20 protein-coding genes, 3 tRNA genes and 1 pseudogene are annotated in these 17,760 nt (G+C 57.6%); 14 read left to right on the top strand and 10 right to left on the bottom strand.

Going from position 1 to position 17,760, the window contains the following annotated elements; genetic code table 11:
• Window positions 1-8: 8 nt before the first annotated feature.
• From yidD to rpmH, 3 genes are read right to left on the bottom strand one after another with little or no spacing between them, the layout of a single operon-like run.
• Entirely contained in the window at window positions 9-284 is a 276-nt protein-coding gene (gene yidD, locus HMPREF2692_RS12750) for a membrane protein insertion efficiency factor YidD (protein WP_235591096.1), read from the bottom strand.
• Window positions 272-631 carry a ribonuclease P protein component gene (gene rnpA / locus HMPREF2692_RS12755; protein ID WP_062042802.1) on the bottom strand — a complete coding sequence of 120 codons (360 nt, stop codon included), beginning with the start codon at window positions 629-631 and terminating at the stop codon, window positions 272-274. Before rnpA ends, yidD begins: the two co-directional genes overlap by 13 nt.
• A 2-nt stretch (window positions 632-633) precedes the next feature.
• Window positions 634-777 carry a 50S ribosomal protein L34 gene (gene rpmH, locus HMPREF2692_RS08875; protein WP_005530694.1) on the bottom strand — a complete coding sequence of 48 codons (144 nt, stop codon included), beginning with the start codon at window positions 775-777 and terminating at the stop codon, window positions 634-636.
• A 617-nt stretch (window positions 778-1,394) separates the two neighbouring features.
• Here rpmH and dnaA point away from each other — a divergent pair.
• The 5 genes from dnaA (at window position 1,395) to gyrB (ending at window position 8,543) form a co-directional block, all read left to right on the top strand.
• The gene (dnaA, locus tag HMPREF2692_RS08880) at window positions 1,395-2,939 is read left to right on the top strand and encodes a chromosomal replication initiator protein DnaA (RefSeq protein ID WP_070823404.1); all 1,545 of its coding nucleotides are present in this window, start codon (window positions 1,395-1,397) and stop codon (window positions 2,937-2,939) included.
• Between the two features lie 545 nt (window positions 2,940-3,484).
• Complete coding sequence (gene dnaN / locus HMPREF2692_RS08885; RefSeq protein WP_082778674.1) at window positions 3,485-4,666, top strand: DNA polymerase III subunit beta; 1,182 nt, start codon at window positions 3,485-3,487, stop codon at window positions 4,664-4,666.
• Window positions 4,666-5,832: a DNA replication/repair protein RecF gene (gene recF / locus HMPREF2692_RS08890; protein WP_070518408.1), complete on the top strand. Its 1,167-nt coding sequence runs from the start codon at window positions 4,666-4,668 to the stop codon at window positions 5,830-5,832. The genes dnaN and recF overlap by 1 nt, the downstream gene beginning before the upstream one ends.
• On the top strand, window positions 5,825-6,346 hold the full coding sequence (locus HMPREF2692_RS08895) for a DciA family protein (protein WP_061925529.1): 522 nt from the start codon (window positions 5,825-5,827) through the stop codon (window positions 6,344-6,346). The genes recF and HMPREF2692_RS08895 overlap by 8 nt, the downstream gene beginning before the upstream one ends.
• Window positions 6,347-6,488: 142 nt before the next feature.
• The gene (gene gyrB, locus HMPREF2692_RS08900; protein ID WP_070432485.1) at window positions 6,489-8,543 is read left to right on the top strand and encodes a DNA topoisomerase (ATP-hydrolyzing) subunit B; all 2,055 of its coding nucleotides are present in this window, start codon (window positions 6,489-6,491) and stop codon (window positions 8,541-8,543) included.
• Window positions 8,544-8,627: 84 nt separating this feature from the next.
• Here the strand turns inward: gyrB and HMPREF2692_RS08905 are convergent, their stop codons facing one another.
• The 5 genes from HMPREF2692_RS08905 to HMPREF2692_RS08925 all read right to left on the bottom strand — a co-directional run bounded on the left by HMPREF2692_RS08905 (window position 8,628) and on the right by HMPREF2692_RS08925 (window position 10,779).
• A complete protein-coding gene (locus tag HMPREF2692_RS08905) occupies window positions 8,628-9,314 on the bottom strand; it encodes a nitroreductase (protein WP_083281222.1) in 687 nt (228 codons plus the stop codon).
• 32 nt (window positions 9,315-9,346) lie between these two features.
• Entirely contained in the window at window positions 9,347-9,784 is a 438-nt protein-coding gene (locus HMPREF2692_RS08910) for a DUF6918 family protein (RefSeq protein ID WP_070518405.1), read from the bottom strand.
• Window positions 9,785-9,817: 33 nt separating this feature from the next.
• On the bottom strand, window positions 9,818-10,174 hold the full coding sequence (locus HMPREF2692_RS08915) for a hypothetical protein (RefSeq protein ID WP_070823406.1): 357 nt from the start codon (window positions 10,172-10,174) through the stop codon (window positions 9,818-9,820).
• A 126-nt stretch (window positions 10,175-10,300) separates the two neighbouring features.
• Window positions 10,301-10,570, bottom strand: coding sequence for a hypothetical protein (locus tag HMPREF2692_RS08920; protein WP_061925539.1), 270 nt, complete (start codon window positions 10,568-10,570; stop codon window positions 10,301-10,303).
• Window positions 10,567-10,779 (bottom strand): hypothetical protein, encoded by a 213-nt coding sequence (locus HMPREF2692_RS08925; protein WP_061925542.1) that lies wholly within the window; start codon window positions 10,777-10,779, stop codon window positions 10,567-10,569. Before HMPREF2692_RS08925 ends, HMPREF2692_RS08920 begins: the two co-directional genes overlap by 4 nt.
• 78 nt (window positions 10,780-10,857) lie before the next feature.
• On the opposite strand from HMPREF2692_RS08925, the gene gyrA reads away from it, so the two are divergent.
• From gyrA to HMPREF2692_RS08965, 8 genes and pseudogenes are all read left to right on the top strand, one after another.
• On the top strand, window positions 10,858-13,422 hold the full coding sequence (gene gyrA / locus HMPREF2692_RS08930; RefSeq protein ID WP_070823408.1) for a DNA gyrase subunit A: 2,565 nt from the start codon (window positions 10,858-10,860) through the stop codon (window positions 13,420-13,422).
• Window positions 13,423-13,425: 3 nt separating this feature from the next.
• Window positions 13,426-13,770 (top strand): DUF3566 domain-containing protein, encoded by a 345-nt coding sequence (locus HMPREF2692_RS08935; protein WP_062036487.1) that lies wholly within the window; start codon window positions 13,426-13,428, stop codon window positions 13,768-13,770.
• A 166-nt stretch (window positions 13,771-13,936) separates the two neighbouring features.
• Window positions 13,937-14,013 (top strand) — tRNA-Ile (locus HMPREF2692_RS08940).
• Window positions 14,014-14,022: 9 nt separating this feature from the next.
• A tRNA-Ala gene (locus tag HMPREF2692_RS08945) sits at window positions 14,023-14,095 on the top strand.
• 302 nt (window positions 14,096-14,397) lie between these two features.
• Entirely contained in the window at window positions 14,398-14,607 is a 210-nt protein-coding gene (locus tag HMPREF2692_RS08950) for a hypothetical protein (RefSeq protein WP_005325312.1), read from the top strand.
• Entirely contained in the window at window positions 14,607-14,987 is a 381-nt protein-coding gene (locus HMPREF2692_RS08955) for a hypothetical protein (protein ID WP_061925555.1), read from the top strand. Before HMPREF2692_RS08950 ends, HMPREF2692_RS08955 begins: the two co-directional genes overlap by 1 nt.
• A 310-nt stretch (window positions 14,988-15,297) precedes the next feature.
• Window positions 15,298-15,531 (top strand): annotated as a pseudogene (locus HMPREF2692_RS08960) (succinate--CoA ligase subunit alpha); the annotation flags it as partial.
• An 81-nt stretch (window positions 15,532-15,612) separates the two neighbouring features.
• On the top strand, window positions 15,613-16,098 hold the full coding sequence (locus HMPREF2692_RS08965; RefSeq protein WP_061925562.1) for a MarR family winged helix-turn-helix transcriptional regulator: 486 nt from the start codon (window positions 15,613-15,615) through the stop codon (window positions 16,096-16,098).
• Between the two features lie 6 nt (window positions 16,099-16,104).
• Here the strand turns inward: HMPREF2692_RS08965 and HMPREF2692_RS08970 are convergent, their stop codons facing one another.
• A complete protein-coding gene (locus HMPREF2692_RS08970; protein ID WP_070433319.1) occupies window positions 16,105-16,653 on the bottom strand; it encodes a DNA-3-methyladenine glycosylase in 549 nt (182 codons plus the stop codon).
• A complete protein-coding gene (locus HMPREF2692_RS08975; RefSeq protein WP_070823410.1) occupies window positions 16,653-17,501 on the bottom strand; it encodes a polysaccharide deacetylase family protein in 849 nt (282 codons plus the stop codon). Before HMPREF2692_RS08975 ends, HMPREF2692_RS08970 begins: the two co-directional genes overlap by 1 nt.
• Before the next feature lie 176 nt (window positions 17,502-17,677).
• Between HMPREF2692_RS08975 and HMPREF2692_RS08980 the strand changes: the two genes are divergently transcribed.
• A tRNA-Ala gene (locus HMPREF2692_RS08980) sits at window positions 17,678-17,750 on the top strand.
• Window positions 17,751-17,760: the final 10 nt, after the last annotated feature.

Consider the following 17,760-nt stretch of genomic DNA (forward strand, 5'->3'; position numbering starts at 1 on the left):
GATAGTCCTCAGTTGTTGTTCGTGCCGGGTACGGGATCAAACCCGCCCGGATGCCAAGGGCCGCATTTGCAAACCCTAGCGATGGCCATGCCGGCGCCTTTGAAAGCTCCATGAACGGAGAGTGCTTCGAGGGCGTAGGCACTGCAAGTCGGTTCAAAACGACAGGTGGAAACCATCTTAAGGGGTGAGAAATACTTTTGGTAGAAGCGCACCGCTTTTACCATCGGTTTTGCCACACCCTTAGCTTCCGGGATTTCGGCACCGGAAGAATTTACATACCGCATTTACGCAGAGCCTTGCGGATGTCTTTTTCTAATTGCTCACTGCTCGCTGTGGCGCTTGCGGGAAGCGCACGGATAACCAGATCTGCGGTCGGTGGGAGATCCGGAAAGAGGGACCTGCACACATGCCGAAGCCGCCGGGAGGTGCGGTGGCGAACCACTGCATTCCCGACGGCTTTTGAAACAACCAATCCGAACCTTGGGCCGGCGGCCGCAATATCGAATTTGGTGTCTTGGCTGGTGTTGTTACGAAAGTGCACAACAACCGTACGTGTACCGGCCCGCTTGCCACCCTTGATCGTCCTGCGGAATTCCGCTGGCGAGGTGAGCTTATGCTGGGCTGGAAGCACGATTATGCCGACAGCTTTGCGCGGCCCTTCTTACGACGAGCTGCGACGATAGCGCGACCTGCACGGGTGCTCATGCGGGTGCGGAAGCCGTGCTTACGAGCGCGACGACGGTTGTTGGGCTGGAAGGTACGCTTACCCTTTGCCACGATTATCTCCTTGAAGTTGTGCGCGGAGCCCAGGGAAAGTCATTCCCCCAGCTCCACTGATGAATGGATATGTGAGTAGTTAGCAACCCTTGGGAGTGGGTTCGCACTCACGCGCAACGTCTTCTGTTGCGATAGACCATGACAGATTACGTGACGAATGCAGCCTTGAACAAATCGACACCCGGGTGTACCCAAAATTACAAAGATGTTTTTATCTGCAGCTAAAAGGCTACTTTGCGGGGTCAGAGCACATGTGGCGGCTTGCATTTTAAGTTCACGCCATGCATGTGCCGAAAAGCGTTAGACAGCCCCGCTAACTCGACGGTAAAACTAAAGAATCGAATTCCACAGCCGTCCACAAGGTGTGAATAACTCTAAATCTCAGCTTTAGACTTTTTGTATTCCAGCAGGTAAATAGCCTAAAGTACCCGATTGATAGTTATCCACAGCCATCGACTAGGCTGTGGATAAACATTTGTTCCACATCTGTGGATAACTCTGTGGAGATCAAGGTCGTGCCGCAATTTTCGATGTGGATACGTCCGTGAAATTCACTGTAAATTTTTCTCCGTCCGAACTATGGCCATCTTCTGGGAAGGCCGCACAAGGTAGGCGCGTTGACTGATCAACAAGCGGTACTTAACGCCAACTGGCGAGCAGTAGTAGAAGATCTGCTCGCCCAATCTGAGAAACCCAACTCAGAGGTACCCAACTTCAACCACACGCAGCGACTGTATCTGCAGCTCGCGCGACCCATCATGATGATGGATGGCTACGCACTGCTGGCAGCACACAATGAAAAGGCCAAGGCAGTCATCGAAACCGATCTCGGCCCACACATCTCGCGTGCCCTTACCCGGCACCTGGGCAGGCCGTGCACGCTTGCTGTAACTCTGGCCAATCCGGTGGAAGAAGAAGCACCGCTTAACGACGCCCCGGCTCAAGCACCGCAGGCGCCGTCACCGCAGCAGTACCAGCCGCCACAGCAGGCTTGGCAGACCAGCCATGCCCCGGCGAGCTTGGATGAACTGGCTGATCACTACAACCAGCAACAGCAGCAATACCAGCCCCAGCACAATGCAGATGCCCGCATTCCGCGTGAGCAGCCGGCGCACGATCCCAATAGGGAAGAGTCGCTGAACCCAAAGCACACGTTTGAAAACTTCGTTATCGGTTCCTCCAACCGCTTTGCCAACGGCGCGGCGGTGGCCGTAGCGGAAAATCCAGCGCGTGCTTATAACCCACTGTTTATTTGGGGCGGCTCCGGCCTAGGCAAAACCCACCTGTTGCACGCCGCGGGCAACTACGCGCAGGTTCTGCATCCGGGGCTGCGCGTGAAGTACGTTTCATCCGAGGAATTTACTAACGACTACATCAATTCTTTGCGCGATGACCGCCAGGAGTCCTTCAAGCGGCGTTATCGCAATCTGGACATCTTGATGGTTGATGACATTCAGTTCTTGGAGGGTAAGGAATCGACTCAGGAGGAGTTCTTCCATACCTTTAATGCACTGCATCAAGCCAATAAGCAAATCATCTTATCTTCTGACCGTCCGCCGAAGCAGCTGACCACCCTGGAGGATCGCCTGCGAACTCGCTTCGAAGGTGGTTTGATCACGGATATTCAGCCGCCAGATCTCGAGACCCGCATAGCCATCTTGATGAAGAAGGCAGCTGCGGACGGCACCGAAGTAGATCGATCTGTTCTAGAGCTCATCGCTTCGCGCTTCGAGTCTTCTATTCGCGAGCTTGAAGGCGCGCTGATTCGCGTTTCTGCTTATTCCTCTTTGGTTAACGAACCGATCAGCTTAGAGATGGCGGAGATCGCATTGCACGATCTCGCGCCCGATGCAGCGGGACGTGAAATTACGGCAACCGCGATCATGGAAGTAACAGCAGAGTTCTTCGACATCGACGTCGAGACCCTGCGTGGTGCGGGCAAGAAGCGCGCCGTCGCTCATGCCCGCCAGTTGGCTATGTATCTCTGCCGCGAGCTGACTGAGCTTTCCTTGCCGAAGATTGGTGATCAGTTCGGAGGCAAGGATCATACGACTGTCATTTATGCCGATCGCAAGATCCGTAAGGAAATGACAGAAAACCGCAATACCTACGATGAGATCCAGGCGCTGACGCAAAGGATCAAGAACCACAGCCGTTCTTAAAACGCTTTCTGCAGCTAGAAATATAACCCGCCACCTGCACTTAGGTGGCGGGTTATTTTTATCCACAGCGTTATTCACATCTGTGTAATTTCATTGTTGTAATTCATAGATCTTCGACACATTTTTGTTTTTCACAAAGCATTCGCCCTGATCAGGAGCTTGTGATCAATGCTGTGATCAAATTCCACAATCCTGGGGATAGATTGTGGATAAAACCGGCACCCCTCTAGTTACTCACAATTTATGTAATTTGATCACACTGATCCCACAGCCACGATCACAGCGCGGATCGGGCCCACCACCTTGTCGTTTAGGACGTTATCCACAGATCCCACAACGGTTATTACTACTACTAACTATTTTTCCTGATCCCTTAAGTAAAAAGGGGATGTGTGTAATTCTCGCCCTCGCCTCGGCCCGAGGCGCCAGGCCGCGAGTGAATTACAAAAGTCTGTCGCACGGCGCCTATGCGGTAAGTTGGAAACAGCTTTTGTTACTTACAAAAATCAACCCAGCTAGAACCCAGCAAGGAGCTCATCGAGACCATGGACCAATCTGTGTCATTTCGTGTTGCCAAAGATGATCTGGCCAACGCAGTTGCTTGGGTAGCCCGTAGTTTGCCTTCCAAGGTGACGCAGCCTGTTCTTCGCGCGATGCTTATCACCGCCGATGACAATGGTTTGGAATTCACCGGCTTCGACTACGAAGTTTCTACTCGCGTACGCATCGCGGCAATGATCGACGAACCAGGCCGCATCGCCGTCGCCGGTAAGCTGCTCGCAGACATCGTTGCTACCCTTCCGAACAAGGAAGTTGAGATGACCCAGCAGGATTCCAAGGTCCTGCTCACCTGCGGTTCCTCCCGCTTCGAGCTGCCCATCATTCCACTCGATGATTACCCGCAGCTGCCGGTTCTGCCGGAGGTCACCGGCACCATCAACCCACAGCTTTTCGTTGAGGCCATCAGCCAGGTCGCATCCGCTGCCGGCAAGGATGACACTCTGCCGATGCTGACCGGCGTGCATATGGAAATCAACGGTTCCCACGTTGAAATGACTGCTACCGACCGTTTCCGCTTGGCTATGCGCACCTTCGAGTGGGATCCGGTATCCCCTGACGTAAAGGCAAAGCTGCTAGTTCCTGCGAAGACCTTGCAAGACACCGGCCGCTCCCTTGATACTCACCTCAACATCCCAGTGGAGATCGCGGTAGGCACCGGCGAAAACATTGGCGCAGAGGGCCTGTTTGGTCTGCACGCGGATAACCGTGAGACCACCACCCGCATGCTGGATGCAGACTTCCCAAACGTCTCTCCGCTGCTGCCTAAGACGCATACCGCGATGGCCAGCATCGAAGTTGCTCCGCTGCAGGAAGCCATCCGCCGCGTTTCCCTGCTGACTGATCGCAACGCCCAGATCCGCATGGACTTTTCTGAAGGTCAGGTCACCCTGGCCGCTGGCGCGGATTCCGGTAAGGCAGACGAGACTTTGCCTTGTGCATTTACCGGCCGCGATGAATTCACCATCGCCTTTAACCCGGGCTACCTCAAGGATGGCCTGGCAGTGGTCCACACTGACCGCGTGGTCTTCGGATTCACTGAGCCTTCCCGCCCAGCAATTATGATTCCGGAGCCAGAGGAGATGCCGATGGCAGATGAGGATGGAGTCTTCCCAACCCCCGAGACCAATTTCACCTACCTTCTGATGCCGGTCCGTCTGCCAGGTTAATGTTCATTCGCGAACTCGACGTCCGGGATTTTCGCTCGTGGCCTGAGCTGCATATTGAGCTCGGCCCGGGGATCACTTTGTTCGTCGGACGCAACGGTTTTGGCAAGACCAACATCGTCGAGGCGATCGGGTACGTAGCCCACCTGTCCTCGCACCGTGTTAGCCACGACGCGCCGTTGGTACGTCAAAGTGCCGCTAATGCCAGAATCTCCACCACTGCCGTCAATCAGGGCCGCGAGCTTACCGCGCATCTGCTCATCAAACCGCACGCGGCTAACCAAGCCCAGATCAATCGCACGCGGCTGAAAAGCCCGCGCGAGTTATTGGGCGTGGTCAAAAGCGTGTTGTTCTCGCCTGAGGATCTCGCGCTCGTGCGTGGTGAGCCGGCTGAGCGGCGCACCTACATGGATGCCATCATCGCCTCACGTACCCCGCGCTTAGCTGGGGTAAAGGCGGATTATGACAAGGTCTTAAAGCAACGCAATGCGCTTTTAAAGTCGGCGTCGTCAAGCCTGCGCCGCGGCTACGATGACGCCGATGGTGCCTCGGCTTTGGCCACGTTGGATGTATGGGACGCCCAGCTGGCACATCTAGGCGCGCAGGTGATTCAGGCACGCCTCGCGCTTGTCGACGCCTTAAGCGAGTTGATCCCATCCGCCTATTCAGGCCTGGCCCCGGAATCGCGGCCAGCCCACATCGAGTACAAATCTACGATCGACGTCTCTGACCGCGACGTACTGGAAGCCGTGATGCTCACCGAGCTTGCCGCTAAGCGGCAGCGCGAGATCGAGCGCGGCATCTCCCTGGTGGGCCCGCACCGCGATGATCTCGTGCTCAACCTCGGAACGCAGCCGGCAAAAGGCTTTGCTAGTCACGGTGAGACCTGGTCATATGCCATTTCTTTGCGCCTTGCCGAGTTCAACCTCTTGCGCGAGGAAGGCACTGATCCGATTTTGATTCTCGACGATGTTTTCGCCGAACTCGACGCCAAGCGCCGGGAGAAGCTCGTGCACCTGGCTACCGAAGCCGAGCAAGTGCTGATCACCGCCGCCGTGGACAAGGACCTGCCCGGCAACTTAGAGCCCATCGTTCGCTATGAAGTCTCCGTCCGGGATACTCAACAGGGGCGAATTTCTGAAATTGCAAAGGTGAGCGACGATGACTGATCCTATTCAGGATTTCTTTGATCGTGTGCGTTCAAATTCCAAGAACGCTCCCAAACTGGATAAGCCAGCGCCGAAGATGAAGATCAGTCACGATGCACCAGCGAAGAAATACCGCGTGGGCAGGCCCACCGGCCCCGATGGCAGGAGGCAGCGTCGCAGCCTGGATATCCCCAGTCTCGGTGCCACGCTGAACAAGGAGATTGTCCGCCGCGGTTGGGAAAACGAGCTTGCTGATGGTTGGGTCATGGGCAATTGGACCAACCTGGTGGGCGAGCGCATCGCCGCGCACACGAAGCCCGAGCGAATTAAGGACAAGGTCGTCTATATTTCTTGCGACGCCTCCGTGTGGGCCACCGAGCTGCGTTATCTGCAACGCCAGATCTTGCGCAAGATCGCGGACCGCCTCGGGCCCGACGTCATCGTTGAACTGCGTATTCAAGGCCCCAAGCAACACCGCAATTATCAGGGCCGGCAGTGGGTGAAGCCACAAGGCTCACAAGATACCTACGGATAGCCACTGCGGGAGAAAACCCAGATCGAAAAATCGGGCTAAATTCCGCCCTCTCACTGGTGTGGAGTGCTCTCTAGTAGGGGGACACCGTGTAGAATAGCTAAAGTCTTAGATTTTGCTATAGCCAAAAGGAGTACACGTTTCCGTGGCTGAAGAACACGCATATGGTGCTAGTTCCATTACCATCCTGGAGGGCCTCGAAGCCGTCCGCAAGCGTCCGGGTATGTACATCGGTTCCACCGGCGTACGCGGTCTCCACCACCTGATTTGGGAGGTCGTGGATAACTCGGTCGATGAGGCCATGGCTGGTTATGCCTCCAAGGTCGTCGTCAAGCTGCTCGCCGACGGCGGCGTTGAGGTCATCGATGATGGCCGCGGCATCCCTGTGGAGATGCACGCCTCCGGTGCGCCGACCGTCCAGGTTGTCATGACCCAGCTGCACGCCGGTGGTAAGTTCGATTCCGATTCCTACGCAGTCTCCGGTGGTCTGCACGGCGTCGGTATCTCCGTTGTGAATGCTTTGTCTACTCGCGTTGAGGCAGAGATCAAGCGCAACGGCAAGCACTGGTATCAGAACTTTTCTAACGCCATCCCAGATGAGCTGGTCGAAGGCGGCAATGCGCGCGGTACCGGTACCACGATCCGTTTCTGGGCCGATCCAGAGATCTTCGAGACCACGGATTATGACTACCAGACCATCGCACGTCGCCTGCAGGAGATGGCCTTCCTGAACAAGGGCCTGACCATCGAGCTTATCGACGAGCGCGTTACCGAGGAGCAGCTTGAGCTCGAGGCGATTGCCGACGCCGAATCCGGCGAGACCGCCCTGGACGCTGAGTCCTTCGACGACGTCGACGTCGATTCCGAAGCAGACGGCCCGAGCGAGGACAAGCCGGCAAAGAAACTGCAGAAGAAGGTTGTCTACCACTACCCAGACGGCCTGATTGACTACGTCAAGCACCTCAACAAGACCAAGACCGCCATCCACCCCACCATCGTCGCTTTCGACGTCAAGGGCGAGGATCACGAAGTCGAGGTCGCTCTGCAGTGGAACCAGGGCTATAAGGAGTCCGTCCACACCTTCGCCAACACCATCAACACCCATGAGGGTGGTACCCACGAAGAGGGCTTCCGTGCAGCGCTGACCTCCTTGATGAACCGCTACGCCAAGGAGCACAAGCTGGTCAAGGAGAAGGACGGCAACCTCTCCGGCGATGACTGCCGTGAGGGTCTTTCTGCCGTCATTTCCGTCAAGGTCAGTGACCCACAGTTCGAGGGCCAGACCAAGACCAAGCTCGGCAACTCTGAGATTAAGGGCTTCGTCCAGCGCGCCGTCAACGAGCACGTCAACGACTGGTTCGATGCCAACCCGGCAGAGGCAAAAGCGATTATCAACAAGGCCGTTTCCTCCGCGCACGCACGCGTCGCAGCGCGTAAGGCCCGCGAGATGGTGCGCCGTAAGTCCGCCACCGACTTGGGCGGCCTGCCCGGCAAGCTTGCCGATTGCCGTTCTAAGGATCCGAAGATCTCCGAGCTTTACATCGTGGAGGGTGACTCCGCAGGCGGCTCCGCAAAGGCCGGCCGTGACTCCATGTTCCAGGCAATCCTGCCGCTGCGCGGCAAGATCCTGAACGTGGAGAAGGCACGCATGGATAAGGTTCTAAAAAACGCCGAGGTCCAGGCGATCATCACCGCTTTGGGCACCGGTATCCACGAAGAATTCGACATCTCCAAGCTGCGCTACAACAAGATCGTGCTGATGGCCGACGCTGACGTTGACGGCCAGCACATCGCGACGTTGCTGTTGACCCTGCTCTTCCGCTTCATGCCGCAGCTGGTTGAGGATGGCCACGTCTACCTGGCTAATCCGCCGCTGTACAAGCTCAAGTGGGCAAAGGGCCAGCCGGGCTATGCCTTCTCCGACGCCGAGCGCGACAAGCTGCTGGCAGAAGGCCTCGAAGCTAATCGCAAGATCAACAAGGACGATGGCATCCAGCGCTACAAGGGCCTGGGTGAGATGAACGCATCCGAGCTGTGGGAGACCACACTCGACCCAACCACCCGTATCCTGCGCCGCGTGGATCTGGAAGACGCACAACGCGCCGACGAGCTCTTCTCCATCCTGATGGGTGACGATGTCTCGGCTCGCCGTTCCTTCATTACCCGCCGCGCGAAGGACGTTCGCTTCCTGGACGTGTAAAGCCAAAGGCTTTACACGAGCCAGAAAAACTTGCGCCCTGCTCTTCCTCGAATGGGAGAGCAGGGCGCTTTCTGTAATTTGGCCTTAGATGTCCAAATCGATGCCGTGCAGGGTGACCGTCTCAGAAAGATCGGCGCGGCCCGGCTCTACGTTGAACACGGGGCTGTCTTCGTCCGCCTTACCGAAGGCGATGGCGACGACCATCTTCTGCTCCTCATCAATGCCGAGGAACTCGCGGGTGGTCGGTGCCATGAGCGAAATCATGCCCAGCGGGGTTCCGTTATAGCCGTGGGCTCGTAGGGAAAGCAGGAAGTTTTCTGCATAAGTGCCCTGATCGAAGGCAGCACGAATGCGATCGCCCATTGGCGGGATATAAAGAAGTGCTGCGTGCGGGGCGCCAAAGAAGCGGAGGTTTTCGCGCACGAACTCGGTGCGGCCCTCCTTATCCTCACGGGCGATTCCTAGGATGCCGTACATTTTCTTTGCCAGCTCAACGGAACGGGAAGGGTGCACGCCCTCGCCGTAGTCCAAGGTGAAATCCGGGTTGATGCCGTTTTCATTGAACTCGGCGATGAGCGCATCAGAAAGTTCGTGGAGCTTCTCACCGCTAACCACGTGCACGTCCCATGGCTGCGTATTGGAATTAGATGGTGCAGACTGGGCGTCGATAAGCACCTGCTTAATAACCTCTGCCGGAACTGGTTCTGGCAGGTAGGCGCGGGCGGAGTGGCGGCTGCGGATGAATTCAGAATAGTTATTGCTTGAAGTCATGCGCGCCAGACTACACCTTCTTACATATGGGGTTACATATGCTTTTGCAAAATGCGAGCGAGCTCCGGAATCTGGGGCTCAATAATTTTGGCGATCTTGCTGCGTAGGGAGTTATAGGTCTTCACCAGCGCCGGATTATTTACCTGGTCTGCATTACGATCAGCCACACCCAAGATGGAATCTGCCACCTCTTTGTCGTTTCCGGCCAGGTAGGTGCCGAAATTCTCCTGCGGGGAGGTCTCGAACTCCTGCCAGTAGGATTCCATCTCGCCGAGGAGATCCGGCAGGGCGCGGTTGATACCTTTTGAGACGATGTCGGCGTCGACCTTCTTCGCCGCGGCCACCGCGCCCTTGATGGCCATGCCGGTGATGCCGGATTGTTCGGAGACAGTGTTATCGACCAAGGAAACAAGCGCGGTGACAACGCTGGTGCGGGTTGGCTCTTCCAGGAGCTGGGAAAGATTAGACATGGCAGTAATCTTACTGAAACCCGAATGCGGCAATTAGCCCTTCAGAGCAGCAATCTGATCTGCAAGTTGGGTTAAGCCATTGTCGCGAGCAAGACGCTCGAGGTTGAGGTTCGGGACGCCCTGGGTGAGAAGTGCCGGAGCGAAATCGGTCACCAGTTTGAAAATAAGCGCGGCGCCAGCGACGGAACCGCCGATGATGATGCCCAAATCGAGTGGGGAAGAGCCGGTGAGAGAGGAAGTTTCCTCGCCTTGCTTGAAATTAGGATTGACCTGTTTTTCCCAGGTGTTGGTGGTCTCAGGGGTGCTGGAGGCGGCGGTTGCGGCTGGGGTGACAGCGGGGCTTAGGGATACTGCTACTACGCCCGCAGCGATGGCTTTCTTCAGAGACATGTCTTCCTTTCCTACGCGTTGCATTGACGCTTCAGTCATTCCTCAAGGCCAAGCCGCGCGGGTTATCGAGGGAATAGTTAAGTATTACCAGCTATAACTTACATAACTCGGGCAACAAAGGATAGGTCAGCGCAGGCTAAGACGTGATTCCGTCTCCATGAATACTCGGGCGCTAAGAGCTGCGAAGGTGCGGTTGTGCTTGTTAAGCGCAGGATAAGCCACCAATATCTGCTGCATTGCTTGTGCTGCTTGCTGCCGGTTTGCATGGACGGGGATGCCATCAATTCGGGCACTTGAGACGCTCGCGGCGGCAACTAACGCGCCAAAGTTAGTCACCGTGGTTTTGTGTTGCGCGCAGAACTCGCGCGCGACGAGAAGGAGCTGCTCTGCGGTCATGATCGAGCCCTACGGATTTCTGCCTCGAGCTCGGCGCGGCCGGGCAGGAGCTGGCGTGCGGCGTCTTGGACCGCGGCGTCGGAAAGCGTGCGCGCCGCAGCCGCCACAACTGCACGCACCACCGCCTCGTGCTTGGAGGTGCCTTGCGCGGAAGCCAGAAGGGTCAGCGCGTGATCCTGTTCTGCTGTAAGACGAAGAGTCATAGCCATGGCCCGATGGTATCACCGTGGTATCACTAGTGCGGCGCAGCCGGCGGGAGAGGGGCGCAGAGGGTAGAATTTGCCGTTATGAGTGACCAAAATGACGATCTCTTTGATCGTATTCAACCGATTGATATCAACGAGGAGATGGAGTCGAGTTACATCGACTACGCCATGTCCGTCATCGTCGGCCGTGCTCTGCCAGAGGTACGCGACGGCCTGAAGCCGGTGCACCGCCGCATCCTGTACGCGATGTTCGACTCCGGCTACCGCCCCGATCGCGGCTACGTGAAGTCCGCCCGCCCGGTCTCGGACACCATGGGTCAATTCCACCCGCACGGTGACTCCGCAATTTATGACACGTTGGTGCGTCTGGCGCAGTCCTGGAACATGCGCTACCCGCTGGTCGACGGCCAGGGTAACTTCGGCTCCCGCGGCAACGACGGCCCAGCGGCAATGCGTTACACCGAGTGCCGCATGACCCCGCTGGCCATGGAAATGGTCCGTGACATTCGCGAAAACACCGTCGACTTCTCCCCGAACTATGACGGTAAGACCCAGGAACCGGACATCCTGCCTTCCCGCGTTCCAAACCTGCTGATGAACGGCTCCGGCGGCATCGCCGTTGGTATGGCCACCAACATCCCGCCGCACAACCTGAACGAGCTGGCTGAGGCTATCTTCTGGTTGCTGGATAACCCAGAGGCCTCCGACGAAGAAGCGCTGGCAGCCTGCATGGAGCGCGTGAAGGGTCCGGACTTCCCAACCGCCGGCCTCATCGTTGGTGACCAAGGCATCAAGGATGCCTACACCACCGGCCGCGGCTCTATCCGTATGCGCGGTGTGACCTCCATCGAGGAGTCTGGCTCCCGCCAGACCATCGTCATCACCGAGCTGCCGTACCAGGTCAACCCGGATAACATGATCTCCAACATCGCGGAGTCTGTTGCCAATGGCAAGATCGCTGGCATCTCCAAGATTGAGGACGAGTCCTCCGACCGCGTCGGCATGCGCATCGTGGTCACCCTGAAGCGCGATGCCGTCGCTCGCGTCGTGCTCAACAACCTCTACAAGCACTCCCAGCTGCAGACCTCCTTCGGCGCAAACATGCTCTCCATCGTCGATGGCGTGCCGCGCACCCTGCGCCTGGACCAGATGCTGCGCTACTACGTTGCGCACCAGATCGAGGTCATCGTTCGCCGTACCCAGTACCGCCTGGATGAGGCCGAAAAGCGCGCCCACATCCTGCGTGGTTTGGTTAAGGCCCTCGATATGCTCGACGAGGTCATCGCGCTTATCCGCCGTTCCCCAACGGTCGACGAAGCGCGAGAAGGGTTGAAAGAGCTTCTCGACGTCGATGACGTACAGGCAGACGCCATCCTCGCGATGCAGCTGCGTAAGCTGGCAGCCCTGGAGCGCCAGAAGATCATTGACGAGTTGGCTGAGATCGAAGAGATCATTGCTGACCTCAAGGACATCCTCGCCCGCGAGGAACGCCAGCGTCAGATTGTCCACGACGAGCTCGCTGAGATCGTTGAAAAGTACGGCGATGAGCGCCGTACCCAGATCGTGGCCGCTTCTGGCGACGTCACCGACGAGGATCTTATCGCCCGCGAGAACGTGGTCGTCACGATCACCTCCACTGGCTACGCAAAGCGCACCAAGGTTGATGCCTACAAGGCGCAGAAGCGCGGCGGCAAGGGCGTGCGCGGTGCGGAACTCAAGCAGGACGACATCGTCAAGAACTTCTTTGTCTGTTCCACACACGACTGGATCCTCTTCTTCACCAACTTTGGCCGTGTTTACCGCCTCAAGGCTTATGAGCTGCCGGAGGCAGGCCGTACCGCACGTGGTCAGCACGTGGCTAACCTGCTGGAGTTCCAGCCGGAGGAGAAGATCGCACAGGTCATTCAGATTCAGTCCTACGAGGACGCTCCTTACCTCGTCTTGGCCACCAAGCAGGGCCGCGTCAAAAAGTCCCGCCTCACCGATTACGAGTCCGCACGTTCTGCCGGTCTAATCGCCATCAACCTCAACGAGGGTGATGCGCTCATCGGCGCGTCCCTCGTCGACGAAGGCGATGACATCCTGCTGACCTCTGAGCAGGGCCAGGCCATCCGCTTCACCGCTGACGACGACCAGCTGCGCCCGATGGGCCGTGCTACCGCCGGTGTGAAGGGCATGCGCTTCCGCGACGATGACCAGCTTTTGTCCATGTCCGTGGTTCACGATGGCGAGTACCTGCTGGTTGCCACCTCCGGCGGCTACGGCAAGCGCACCGCTATCGAGGAGTACACGCCACAGGGCCGCGGTGGCTTGGGCGTTATGACCTTCAAGTACACCCCGAAGCGCGGCAAGCTCATCGGCGCTATCTCCGTCGATGAGGAAGACGAGATCTTCGCTATCACCTCCGCTGGGGGCGTCATCCGCACCGAGGTAGGCCAGATTCGTCCTTCCTCCCGCGCCACCATGGGAGTGCGCCTGGTCAATCTCTCCGACGACGTCGAATTGCTTGCAATCGACCGCAACGTTGAGGACGATGGTGAGGAAGATGCACAGGCTGTGGCCAAGGGCGAGAAATCCGTTGAGGACGTTCAGCAGGAACACCTCAAGGTTGCGGATTCCAAGAACACAGCAGATAGCGAGGAGTAATCCATGGCAAGACGAGACGTAACCCTTACGCGGATCTCACCGATTTCGGCCTTCCGCGTGGGCTTGGCGATGTCCCTCGTCGGGCTTATCGCATGGCTGCTTGCCGTGTGCCTGCTCTACTTCGGCCTCGATCAGGCGGGAATCTGGGATTCACTCAACAGCCTAGTCGGCGGAGTGGGCGGCGCCTTCGAAGTGACCTTCGGTGTGGTCTTGTCTATCTCTGCTCTCTTCGGCGCAATCGTGGCGGTGTTCAACATGCTGCTGGCGCCGCTGCTCGCGGTACTTTATAACGCCATCGTGGACGTCTTCGGTGGTTTCAAGCTGGGTATCCAGTCTGGTCATGGCTAAAGCCCGAGCCCGCTAGCCCACATCTAACCGGCATCGTCTTTTAGGTTTAAATTCTTAAGAGACGGTGCCGGTTTCGCTTTTTAAACAACCTTCTAAAACCTTGGCTGCGCTGGCGATTTGTGTATTTGCCGGATCGGTATGTAAAGTTACATCTCGTTCCGCACAGGGGCCTATAGCTCAGTCGGTTAGAGCGCATCGCTGATAACGATGAGGTCGCAAGTTCGATTCTTGCTAGGCCCACCACGGAACAATGGGGCATTAGCTCAATTGGTAGAGCATCTGCTTTGCAAGCAGAAGGTCAGGAGTTCGATTCTCCTATGCTCCACAGCCCGGAACCCGGCACCGTAATGGTGTCGGGTTCCTTTGTTGCTTCGGGGCGTGCACCGTTCCTGACACGGGGCTAAGTAGCAAAATTTCGTCCGCATGCCCTTCTGCTACTTTGCCCGAGGTGACTAATGGGTAGACACTCATTGGAAACGCCCGGTCGCAAGAAAAAAGACCCCGCCACCTCAGGAGTTGGAATCCTTAACGTGGTGAGCGGAGTCCTCAACGTTGCGAACGCAACAGCGAAGTTTGGCTATCAACCCATGGTTGACTTGTTTAGTCTCCTGTCGGTAGACTACCGTTATGAAGCGAAACGCCGTCATCAAGAAATTGAAAGCGGAAGCTAAGCGGCGTGGTCTTGAATTTGAGGAAATCGCCCTATCGCGCCATGACGCTTATCGGGTAGGCAGCACAACCCGAACCTTAGGTAGGCACCGTGAGATTGACGATGTGACAGTCAAGAAGTTTTTCGACCAATACGCCCAAGAATTAGGGAAAGGCTGGTGGAGGTAATGACCACGACATACACAGTAACCGCAGAACGCGGAACCAGCGGAGTATGGGTGCTCGAATGCGCCGAACTAGGGGCAGTGTCCCAAACTAAGCGGCTGGCTAATGCTGCCGACGAGATGCGCGAAGCACTGGCCTACCAGGCAGGCCTAGACCCAGACGAACTCAACATTATTGTTGATGTTGTTCTTCCACCGGACCTTGCGGAAATGAAAGCTCGCGCCGAAAAAGAACGCGAAGAAGCGGCACGACTGGCCGCTGCGGCACAGGCAAGCACTCATGACCTCGCTGTTGCAATGAGAAACGCTGGAATGACCGTACGAGATATGGGAACAGTCCTCGGCGTGTCTTACCAGCGCGCCCAAAAGCTCGCAGCATCCTAAAAGGAGGACATCGCACTGAAAGCGAAAGTTGCCCAGCACGCGCATGATACACACGCGTACTGGGCGTTTTTATCGGCCGGTGGACTCGTGTGCGTTAGCCGCGCGTGACGGTGGGCTTTCAAGGTAGTCCCCAGTTGGTGGTGTGGGCAGCGTTAAACGGCTCGGCCTGGTCGAGGATCTGGCGTCTAATCTTGGCCGCTTCGTGTCCGAAAAGTCCAGTCCGGGCGTATTTTTGCAGCGTGGTCTCGCGCAAGATACGTGTGCTGGCGGTAAAAACTGCGCGGGTGGCAGTACTTAAGTTTCTTTCTACGAGGCCATCATCATGATCGGCGAGATCGGCGGCGACGCCGAAGAACATGCCGCACGCTACATCAAGGAGTACGTGACCAAACCGGTGGTGGCCAACATTGCTGGTTTTACCGCGCCGGAGGGCAAAACCATGGGGCACGCAGGAGCGATTGTCTCTGGAGGATCCGGAACCGCAGAGGGCAAGAAGGCTGCGTTAGAGGAGGCCGGCGTGAAGGTCGGCAAGACTCCGAGCTAGGCGGCGCAGCTTCTCCGGGAAGCGCTGAAATCTGCCTAGCAGATGCTTAACAAATAAAGCTTCATTGCTAGAATTAATTTCATGACCGAGAAGGATAAGAAGTGGCTCGATGAGGAGGAACTCGCTTCCTTTGTATCCCTCATGGGAGTCACCATCCGCTTAACCAACATTCTGGATGCCCAGCTGCGTGACGACGCCGGCTTGAGCTTCTTCGAGTACACCGTTCTGTCTCGTCTTTCTGAGTCGGAGAATCGTGAGATGCGCATGCGCGACCTTGCGTACACGGCGAACGGCTCGCTCTCACGGCTTAGCCAGGTGGTCACGCGCTTGGAGAAGCAAGGTTGGGTTACGCGCCGTCCAGATCCGAATGATGGCCGCACCACGCTGGCGCAGCTTACCGACGCCGGCTGGGACAAGGTTGTCGCCACCGCGCCAGGGCACGCCGCCCAGGCGCGTCGTTCCGTGATGGACAACCTCACTCGCACGCAGGTGCGCCAGCTCAACCAGATCAACGATCGCATCCTCGCGGCCATCGAGAGCGATGAACGCTACGGCGGGCGTTACTAGGTCTCATTAGCTTGGCGGCAGGCCTCTGCGCGCCGAGACGGTCTTGTCGAAAGGAATCCAAAAGCGCAGTGGTGCGTCTTTGTTCTTACTGATACCAATGCGAGGGCCTCGAACCCATTCCGGTTCGGAGGCCCTTTCCTTGATCGTGGGGATAGTGTCGTTGTCTGTGAGGTCGAGTCCTAACGCCTTACCGAGGTTCCCCGGCCCACGGGCGAGGTTATGGAAGTCGGTGGTGCCGCGGCGTCGGAAAGCGAGCTCGGTACCTTCGATGACCTCGCCGCCGCGTAGCAGGCAACCCTGGCCCGTGCCCTCCGGGGCGCACACGATGTTGCCGTTGCGGTGGATGCCATAGGAGGCATAGACGTAAAGGCGCCCGGGCGGGCCGAACATCGTGGCGTTGCGCGGGGTCGGGCCGTTGTACGTGTGCGCGGCGGGGTCCTCGGCGCCAAGGTAGGCCTCGACTTCCGTCAGGCGGATGCTGACGCCATTGAAGGTGAGCGTGGCACCCAAAAGCTGAGGCGCCACCACGTCTGCGGGAGCCGAGAAATCAATCATTAGCCCCGAGAGTAGTACTGCTTCCCCGGCTGTGGGGTGGGGATAAGAGTATCGAGGCTAACCGGCTCGAGCCCCTTGGCGCGCAGGCCGTCGATGACGCAGTTGGCAGCATTAACCGTGGTGGCGTGGATGTCATGCATGAGGATGATGCCGCCCGGCTGCGCGCCGCTGACTGCAGCGCTGCATACGTGCTCGGAGTTGCGGTCCTTCCAGTCCAGCGTGTCCACGGACCACATGGCCTCGGCTTGGCCGTTGGTTTTGGCCGCGGCGTCGACAGTGCCGTTGGTGGCGCCGTACGGTGGGCGCAGCCAACGAGGGCTCTGGCCGGTTGCCGCCTTGATGGCGCCGGCACCTGCCTTGATTTCCCCGTCGACGTCGCCGGCGGCGAGCTTGTTTAGCTCGCGGTGCGTGTTGGTGTGGTTGCCGATGGTATGCCCCTCTGCCTGCATGCGGCGCAGCAGCTCTGGGTGGGCTGTGGCGTTAGGGGCAAGCACCATGAAGCTGGCGTGTGCGTGTTTTTCGCGCAAGGTGTCGAGCAGTTGGTTGGTGAGGGTGCTGGGGCCGTCGTCGTAGGTGATGGCGACGCAGTTGGAGCAGTCAGACTTTTGCGTCGGTGCAGGTGCTGGACTCGGGGTGCGCTTTTGTGGTGCCGGCCTCGATGAACCGAGCTCTGGTGGCAAGGAGTTTAGGAAGTCATTGTTGAGCTTCTCGGCTTCTTGCTGGAGGTTCGGCAGCTGCATCTGCGGCAAGTTGGGGACCGGGAAGGGCGCTGCCGGCGCTGCGTGGGCTGAGACTGGAAGTGCAGCGGTAAGTAAGAGTGCAGCGGTAGCGGCAGCGAGGCGGCGCATGCAAAAGCCTTTCTAACGAGGGTGTTTTTGTTCCTTGATTATGGTCGCCGCCGTTTCTAAAAGCCGTAGTGACACGCAACCAGAGTGAAAAGAGTTAATTACTGTGACTGATGGGACTCCCGGCCGGGCCAGCGATTTTCTTTCTGCGATACCCCTGGGGTAGCATTAAACGCACTGGGGCATTAGCTCAATTGGTAGAGCATCTGCTTTGCAAGCAGAAGGTCAGGAGTTCGATTCTCCTATGCTCCACAGCCCAGAA

Source organism: Corynebacterium sp. HMSC036D03, assembly GCF_001836185.1.
GTDB lineage: Bacteria > Actinomycetota > Actinomycetes > Mycobacteriales > Mycobacteriaceae > Corynebacterium > Corynebacterium simulans.

Coding starts and splice junctions, on each gene's coding strand:
- yidD (WP_235591096.1), bottom strand. CDS start 284: ATGCGGTATGTAAATTCTTCCGGTGCCGAAATCCCGGAAGCTAAGGGT.
- dnaN (WP_082778674.1), top strand. CDS start 3,485: ATGGACCAATCTGTGTCATTTCGTGTTGCCAAAGATGATCTGGCCAAC.
- recF (WP_070518408.1), top strand. CDS start 4,666: ATGTTCATTCGCGAACTCGACGTCCGGGATTTTCGCTCGTGGCCTGAG.
- HMPREF2692_RS08895 (WP_061925529.1), top strand. CDS start 5,825: ATGACTGATCCTATTCAGGATTTCTTTGATCGTGTGCGTTCAAATTCC.
- HMPREF2692_RS08905 (WP_083281222.1), bottom strand. CDS start 9,314: ATGACTTCAAGCAATAACTATTCTGAATTCATCCGCAGCCGCCACTCC.
- HMPREF2692_RS08910 (WP_070518405.1), bottom strand. CDS start 9,784: ATGTCTAATCTTTCCCAGCTCCTGGAAGAGCCAACCCGCACCAGCGTT.
- HMPREF2692_RS08915 (WP_070823406.1), bottom strand. CDS start 10,174: ATGTCTCTGAAGAAAGCCATCGCTGCGGGCGTAGTAGCAGTATCCCTA.
- HMPREF2692_RS08920 (WP_061925539.1), bottom strand. CDS start 10,570: ATGACCGCAGAGCAGCTCCTTCTCGTCGCGCGCGAGTTCTGCGCGCAA.
- HMPREF2692_RS08925 (WP_061925542.1), bottom strand. CDS start 10,779: ATGGCTATGACTCTTCGTCTTACAGCAGAACAGGATCACGCGCTGACC.
- gyrA (WP_070823408.1), top strand. CDS start 10,858: ATGAGTGACCAAAATGACGATCTCTTTGATCGTATTCAACCGATTGAT.
- HMPREF2692_RS08935 (WP_062036487.1), top strand. CDS start 13,426: ATGGCAAGACGAGACGTAACCCTTACGCGGATCTCACCGATTTCGGCC.
- HMPREF2692_RS08950 (WP_005325312.1), top strand. CDS start 14,398: ATGAAGCGAAACGCCGTCATCAAGAAATTGAAAGCGGAAGCTAAGCGG.
- HMPREF2692_RS08955 (WP_061925555.1), top strand. CDS start 14,607: ATGACCACGACATACACAGTAACCGCAGAACGCGGAACCAGCGGAGTA.
- HMPREF2692_RS08965 (WP_061925562.1), top strand. CDS start 15,613: ATGACCGAGAAGGATAAGAAGTGGCTCGATGAGGAGGAACTCGCTTCC.
- HMPREF2692_RS08970 (WP_070433319.1), bottom strand. CDS start 16,653: ATGATTGATTTCTCGGCTCCCGCAGACGTGGTGGCGCCTCAGCTTTTG.
- HMPREF2692_RS08975 (WP_070823410.1), bottom strand. CDS start 17,501: ATGCGCCGCCTCGCTGCCGCTACCGCTGCACTCTTACTTACCGCTGCA.